This is a genomic window from Shewanella waksmanii ATCC BAA-643 (assembly GCF_000518805.1).
Lineage (GTDB): Bacteria > Pseudomonadota > Gammaproteobacteria > Enterobacterales > Shewanellaceae > Shewanella > Shewanella waksmanii.
The window spans coordinates 1-6,091 of the sequence record NZ_JAEH01000081.1 but is presented as its reverse complement, the minus strand read 5'-3'; the positions used below and the strand labels follow the sequence as shown (position 1 = coordinate 6,091).

Genomic DNA, 6,091 nt, shown 5'->3' with positions numbered 1-6,091 from the left:
AGACAGAGGGATACAGTACTGCTCATCTGAATACCAAGCGGCACTAGCCGCCTATGGAATGACCCCATCAATGACAGATGGATATGACTGCTACCAAAATGCACAAGCAGAGCGTGTGAATGGTATTTTGAAGCAAGAGTTTTTGCTTAGTCGCTGCAGAACGATGAAAGAGCTTGGCGTTTTAATCAAGGAATCGATAGAGATTTATAATCAATTACGGCCGCACCTTAGTTTAGGAATGAAAACCCCAAATGAGGTGCATGAAAAAGCCAGTTGGGAATACCAACTGGCTTAATAAAAACCGTCAACCTATTTTAGGACTAGACACTTAGTGGTTATTGAACTTGTGTATCTAGCACCAGCTGAGTTGTGCCACCCACTTCAACCATATCCACTTTACCTTGGATATCGCCTGATTGCGGCTTAACACTGCCGTGCTTAGATAGGACTGCAATAATCTCTACAGACTTGGCATCGCTAAGTTTAACGTCGCCACCCATGTTAGTCGTGTCATCAAGGGTCACGGCTGTTGGTAATGCGGTCGCAGCAATCTTAGTAACCGCTAAAGGCACTTTAGGACCTTCAGTGTTACGCGCGAAGATAAACAGAATGTCAGTACCAGACACTTTGTCTTTCATCTCGTCTGAAAGCGAGACTTCTACGGTAACAGTAGTGCCAGTCGCTTTAACTTGTTGGTGGTTAGCGTCATTTGGCATTTCGCCCATACCACCTTGAAGACGCATCTTAGCACTTTCAATCGCATTCATGATGGCGCTGCGGTCAACATCATTACGATCGCTATCAAGAATTGTTTGCCAAGCACCAATAGCTTTTTCATAGTTGGCGGTAAAGAACGCATCCATACCAACGAGCAGTAATGTGGATGGATCTTGTGGGTCGAGCTCTAGGGCTTGGTCAACTAATGACTGAACTTGCGGTGTCATTTGCTGATTAGCTTGATAGTAAAGCGCTGTTGCTTTTGGCCCTAATAGTTCAGCATGTGTACCCACTAGTTGCATCGCCTTATCAAATGCTTTGACAGCTTCTGGGTAGCGGCTTGCTGAAATGTAAGCATGGCCTAAACTAAATTGTAGCTGGCTATTGTCTGGCTCAGATTTGGCTTGCGCTTCCATCATTTGGATACGCTGATCCATGATTTGGTTGGCATCCATACCCGCATGAGGATTATCTGGCACGGCATTATCTAAGTCGGCATAGGCGCCGAGTGTCGTGTAAAAGTAGGCAGATAATGAAATAACAACCACAGACATAATGCCAGGCCACATAATTGACTTAGGTGTACCTTCAGTTGATAGTGACTCGTCATCACTACCTTGTTTCATGTCTTGCAATAAACTGATTTCAAGTTCTTTCTTAAGTGCGTCGAACTCTGCTTGGTCTAGTAGCTCATCGGCGAGCTCTTTTTCTAAAACGGCTAATCGAGTTTCGAAAAGCTGTAAGTTAGTTTGTTTACGTACACCTACTTCTTCGGCCTGTAACATTTGTTTCTGGCGAAGGTGAGGAACCCAAATCAGCGCTAAGCTGACGATCACAAAAAGTGCAATAAAAATCCAGAGTGTAGTCATTATTTCATTTTCACAGTTAGTTACTGAAAGCGGATCACACCGCACGACTGGGTACAAGATTATACGGAAAGATTATTCATTGAACAGTAATATAAGGATTTAGTTGTGTTAAAAGCTTATAGTTGCGCACTGGTTCACAGTTCGATTTTAAAATGTAAAAACAGCTGAAACTTAAGTTTCATTCAAGGGTCAGACCTTAAAATCGTCTGTTTTTAACATTTGTAACATATGCGACAAAGCCTCAAGAATGAGACAAGTCACCCATATTTGTACGAAAGAAGCAGACAGATACAATAGCAAATACTAAAATGACCTAAAATTTGTACTTTGAGCAGTGTGAATTGAAAACGCTTGCGTATTGATAGTCTTTAGAATTATCAATCCATAATTAGGACTGAGGAAACCCCATGATCCCAGAATTAGGACACTTTTCATTGATAATAGGTTTGGCTTTTGCCTTCCTGTTAGCGACCGTTCCTTTAATAGGTGTTGCTCGTAAAGACCAATACCTCGTTAGATATGCCTGGCCATTGAGCTACGGTATGTTTTTCTTTATCTTCTTATCGGTGGTCGTGCTTGGCTATAGTTTTGCGGTGGATGACTTCTCCGTTGCTTATGTCGCGCACCACTCCAACTCTCAATTGCCTATCTTCTTTAAGATAGCAGCGGTATGGGGTGGCCACGAAGGCTCACTATTATTCTGGGTATTCTCTTTATCTGTTTGGGCTGCGGCAGTAGCTTACTTCAGTAAAGGGCTTGAAGAGGTCTTTACCGCTCGGGTATTGGCAGTGCTAGCGATGATTACTATCGGTTTCACACTGTTCATGATCCTGACTTCGAGTCCTTTTGAGCGTTTATTCCCGATTCCGATGGAAGGACGTGATCTTAACCCGATGTTGCAAGACGTTGGTTTGATCTTCCACCCACCTATGCTTTACCTAGGTTATGTTGGTTTCGCGGTTAGCTTCGCATTTGCGATTGCGGCGTTGATGGGCGGACGTTTAGATTCAGCTTGGGCTCGTTGGAGCCGTCCTTGGACTTTAGCTGCTTGGGTATTCCTAACGGGCGGTATTTCACTAGGTTCTTGGTGGGCATACTACGAACTCGGTTGGGGCGGTTGGTGGTTCTGGGATCCAGTTGAGAACGCATCTTTCATGCCTTGGTTGATTGGTACTGCATTATTGCACTCAGTGATTGTGACTGAGAAGCGTGCTGCATTCCGTAACTGGACCGTTCTGTTATCTATCTTTGCATTCTCGTTAAGTTTGTTAGGTACCTTCATCGTACGTTCTGGCGTACTGACTTCAGTGCATTCATTTGCCGCTGACCCAAGTCGAGGTATGTTCATTCTGCTCTTGCTCGGTTTAGCGATCGGCGGCTCCTTAACGCTGTTTGCGTTTAGAGCAAGTGAAATGAAGAGTCCAGCTCGTTTTGAGCTGATGTCTCGAGAAACCATGCTATTAGTGTGTAACATCCTATTGACTGTGGCGTGTGGTACCGTATTGCTTGGTACACTTTACCCACTGCTGATTGACGCCCTAAACATGGGTAAAATCTCTGTAGGCCCACCATACTTTAATGCCGTATTTGTGCCGATTGTACTGGTGCTATTTATGTTCATGGGTGTGGGACCAAATATTCGCTGGAAACGTGCTAAACCAGGTGAGCTTAAAACTAAGCTATTAGTTCCAGCCGCAATTGCCACTGTTGTGGGTGTTGCCGCACCATTCCTTGCTGATGGCAAGTTCAACGTGTGGGTGATGTTCGGTATTGGTACAGCGACATGGGTGACACTTGCTACCCTTCGTGCTGGCTACGGTATCTTACAAGGCAAAGATGGTTCAGTAAGCCTTGCTCGACTAGGCCGTAGTGAAATGGGTATGTTGATTGCTCATATCGGTATTGCTGTATCGATTGTGGGTGCCACTATGGTATCTAACTACTCGATTGAACGCAGTGTACGTATGGGACCTGGTATTCAGCAGGAGCTAGCAGGTTATAACTTCAACTACCTTGAGACCAAGAATGTTGTCGGCCCTAACTACACCGCTCAGCAAGGTCAAATTGAAGTAACCCGCGATGGTGAGTTTGTTACTTTGCTAAGACCTGACCGTCGCCAGTACAACGTACGCACGATGGACATGACCGAAGCCGGTATTGATTGGGGACTATTCCGTGACTTATACATCACCATGGGCGACCCAATTAGCAGCACCGAATATGCTGTGCGCTTAAACTACAAACCTTTCGTTCGTTGGATCTGGTTTGGTAGCATCTTTATGATGGTGGGTGGATTCTTTGCAGCGTCAGATAAGCGCTACCGTCGTGCTAAAGCAACGGCAGATGCAAAGAGCGATGACAAAAAAGCGGATTTAGCAACTGCATAACTTGAATTGGGGCAAGTATGAAGAAGAGGTTAGTACTATTTTTACCACTTATCGTGTTTTTGGTAATGGGCATATTCCTATACAAAGGTTTATTTCTTAACCCAGAAAAACTCGATTCTGCCCTAGAAGGAAAGCCGATCCCGGCTTTCCAACTGGAACGCTTAGAAGACAGTGGTGAAATCATTACCAATGAAAGTCTTAAAGGGCAGGTTGCACTATTGAACGTTTGGGCAACTTGGTGTCCATCGTGTAAGTATGAGCATCCTTACCTTATGCGTTTTGCGCGCCAAAAATTGGTGCCAATCTATGGTATTAACTATCGTGATGAGCGTCGCTTAGCGATTCGAGAACTGCAGCGCGAAGGTGATCCTTATACGAAAAACATCTTTGATCATGATGGTCGTCTAGGCCTAGATCTTGGTGTGTATGGTGCACCAGAAAGCTATTTGGTTGATCACAATGGTATTATCCGCTTCCGTTATGCCGGTCCTATCGACATGCGTGTGTGGAATGACACCCTATATCCAATGATTCAAGAGCTTCAAGCAGAAGCTAGAGCTGAAGGAGCTTCATAATGAGAGCGATATTCGCTTTACTCACTGCCGTAGTGCTGTCACTGGGTCTATCACTGTCAGCCAGTGCAACACCAGTTGATACCTATGAGTTCAAATCAATGGAGCACCAAAAGCGTGCACTTGATTTAGCTCATTCATTGCGTTGTCCCCAGTGTCAGAACCAAAACTTGATCGACTCTAATTCACCAGTGGCGCAAGATTTACGTCTTGAAGTCTATGAAATGGTAGATGCAGGTAAAGGTGATCAAGAAATTATTGAGTTCATGACTAGCCGATATGGTGACTTCGTTCTTTATAAGCCAAGATGGGAAGGTAAAACCTTAGCACTTTGGCTTGGTCCGCTTGGTCTACTAATGTTTGGTCTAGTGATTGGTTTCTTCTTTATCCGTAAACAGCGTGTTTCTCAGGTTGAAGTGCAAGAAATCAGTGCTGAAGAGCAAAAAGAGTTAGACAAATTACTCAAGCGAGATAGCTAGTCATGAGTAAGTTATCAAGTTTGGCGACAACAGTTTTACTTTGTTTCGGATTAGCTTCAGCGTATAGCGCGCAAGCTTATCCGGGGGTGCAGAAAAAAGCTGAAGGTGAAGTTCAGTCAAGCGTTGACCAAATCAACATATTACCGAAGCCGTTTCCAATTGAAGCGGTGCCGTTTAATGATGTTAATGGCAACAAGGTTGATTTTAGTCAGTATCGTGGTCAAGTGGTAATGATCAACATGTGGGCGACTTGGTGCCCACCTTGTGTTCGCGAATTACCGGCACTTGATCGTTTTGCTGATAAGTTTGATAGCAAAGAATTCGCGGTATTACCGGTGTCGATAGATCAGCATGGTAAAGAACAAGTGCAACCTTTCTTACAAGAATTGGGGATGCCTAACTTTGTTACTTACTATGATAAGACCCAGCAGCTTGGTCAGGTCTTTCCACTTGATACTATTCCTGCGACATTTATCTTAAACAGGCAAGGCGAGCTTATTGCTTTTGTGCGCACCTTTGTCGATTGGGATGATGATAAAGCTGTAGAGTTGATTAATGGCTTTATTCAACAAGAAGCGTCAAATAAACCGCAGACTCAATCTGCTGAATAAGCTTTATTGGCGGTATAACGAGTAAAAAAGGGGCTTTTAGCCCCTTTTTTGTGCGTATCGTCTGATAAATGGCCGCTCGGCAATAAAAATGTCATTTTCTTTCAAAAAGCGCTTGCGTAAAAAGTTAAGCTCCCTATAATGCGCTCCCACTGACACGGCAAACAGCGCTGCATAGCGATGTACAGACGAGTCAGGGCAGCAAGTGAGATGAGGTTTTTAGCTGTGACTTAACGCACTGATGTGCAGTAAGTAACCACTTAAAAAACTTTTTAAAAAATCACTTGACGCCAACCAAGGAAAGCGTAGAATACGCAGCCCTAGCCCGCTGGACTCCAGTATGAGGCGAACGTTCTTTAACAAGATGAAACAAGAAATCTGTGTGGACACTCACAGGTGTTGAGTTATTCGAAATTACCTTTTTAGGTAATCAAAAATTTTACTCAATGTAAGAATGAG

The 6,091-nt window shown here is 44.1% G+C and carries 6 protein-coding genes; 5 read left to right on the top strand and 1 reads right to left on the bottom strand.

The window, feature by feature from the left end; genetic code table 11:
- Window positions 1-295, top strand: a 295-nt coding sequence (locus L865_RS0119850) for an integrase core domain-containing protein (RefSeq protein WP_028774829.1), incomplete at its 5' end; no start/stop codon positions are given.
- A 40-nt stretch (window positions 296-335) separates the two neighbouring features.
- Here the strand turns inward: L865_RS0119850 and ccmI are convergent.
- Window positions 336-1,586: a c-type cytochrome biogenesis protein CcmI gene (gene ccmI / locus L865_RS0119845; RefSeq protein WP_028774828.1), complete on the bottom strand. Its 1,251-nt coding sequence runs from the start codon at window positions 1,584-1,586 to the stop codon at window positions 336-338.
- A 407-nt stretch (window positions 1,587-1,993) separates the two neighbouring features.
- Here ccmI and L865_RS0119840 point away from each other — a divergent pair, with 407 nt between their 5' ends.
- From L865_RS0119840 to L865_RS0119825, 4 genes are read left to right on the top strand one after another with little or no spacing between them, the layout of a single operon-like run.
- The gene (locus tag L865_RS0119840) at window positions 1,994-3,973 is read left to right on the top strand and encodes a heme lyase CcmF/NrfE family subunit (protein ID WP_028774827.1); all 1,980 of its coding nucleotides are present in this window, start codon (window positions 1,994-1,996) and stop codon (window positions 3,971-3,973) included.
- Window positions 3,974-3,990: 17 nt separating this feature from the next.
- Window positions 3,991-4,548, top strand: coding sequence for a DsbE family thiol:disulfide interchange protein (locus L865_RS0119835; protein ID WP_028774826.1), 558 nt, complete (start codon window positions 3,991-3,993; stop codon window positions 4,546-4,548).
- The gene (gene nrfF / locus L865_RS0119830; RefSeq protein ID WP_028774825.1) at window positions 4,548-5,024 is read left to right on the top strand and encodes a heme lyase NrfEFG subunit NrfF; all 477 of its coding nucleotides are present in this window, start codon (window positions 4,548-4,550) and stop codon (window positions 5,022-5,024) included. Before L865_RS0119835 ends, nrfF begins: the two co-directional genes overlap by 1 nt.
- 2 nt (window positions 5,025-5,026) lie before the next feature.
- The gene (locus tag L865_RS0119825) at window positions 5,027-5,635 is read left to right on the top strand and encodes a TlpA disulfide reductase family protein (protein ID WP_084632601.1); all 609 of its coding nucleotides are present in this window, start codon (window positions 5,027-5,029) and stop codon (window positions 5,633-5,635) included.
- Window positions 5,636-6,091 lie beyond the last annotated feature (456 nt).

Bases quoted from the DNA above. Each gene is read 5' to 3' on its own strand.
- ccmI (WP_028774828.1), bottom strand. From the start codon at position 1,586: ATGACTACACTCTGGATTTTTATTGCACTTTTTGTGATCGTCAGCTTA.
- L865_RS0119840 (WP_028774827.1), top strand. From the start codon at position 1,994: ATGATCCCAGAATTAGGACACTTTTCATTGATAATAGGTTTGGCTTTT.
- L865_RS0119835 (WP_028774826.1), top strand. From the start codon at position 3,991: ATGAAGAAGAGGTTAGTACTATTTTTACCACTTATCGTGTTTTTGGTA.
- nrfF (WP_028774825.1), top strand. From the start codon at position 4,548: ATGAGAGCGATATTCGCTTTACTCACTGCCGTAGTGCTGTCACTGGGT.
- L865_RS0119825 (WP_084632601.1), top strand. From the start codon at position 5,027: ATGAGTAAGTTATCAAGTTTGGCGACAACAGTTTTACTTTGTTTCGGA.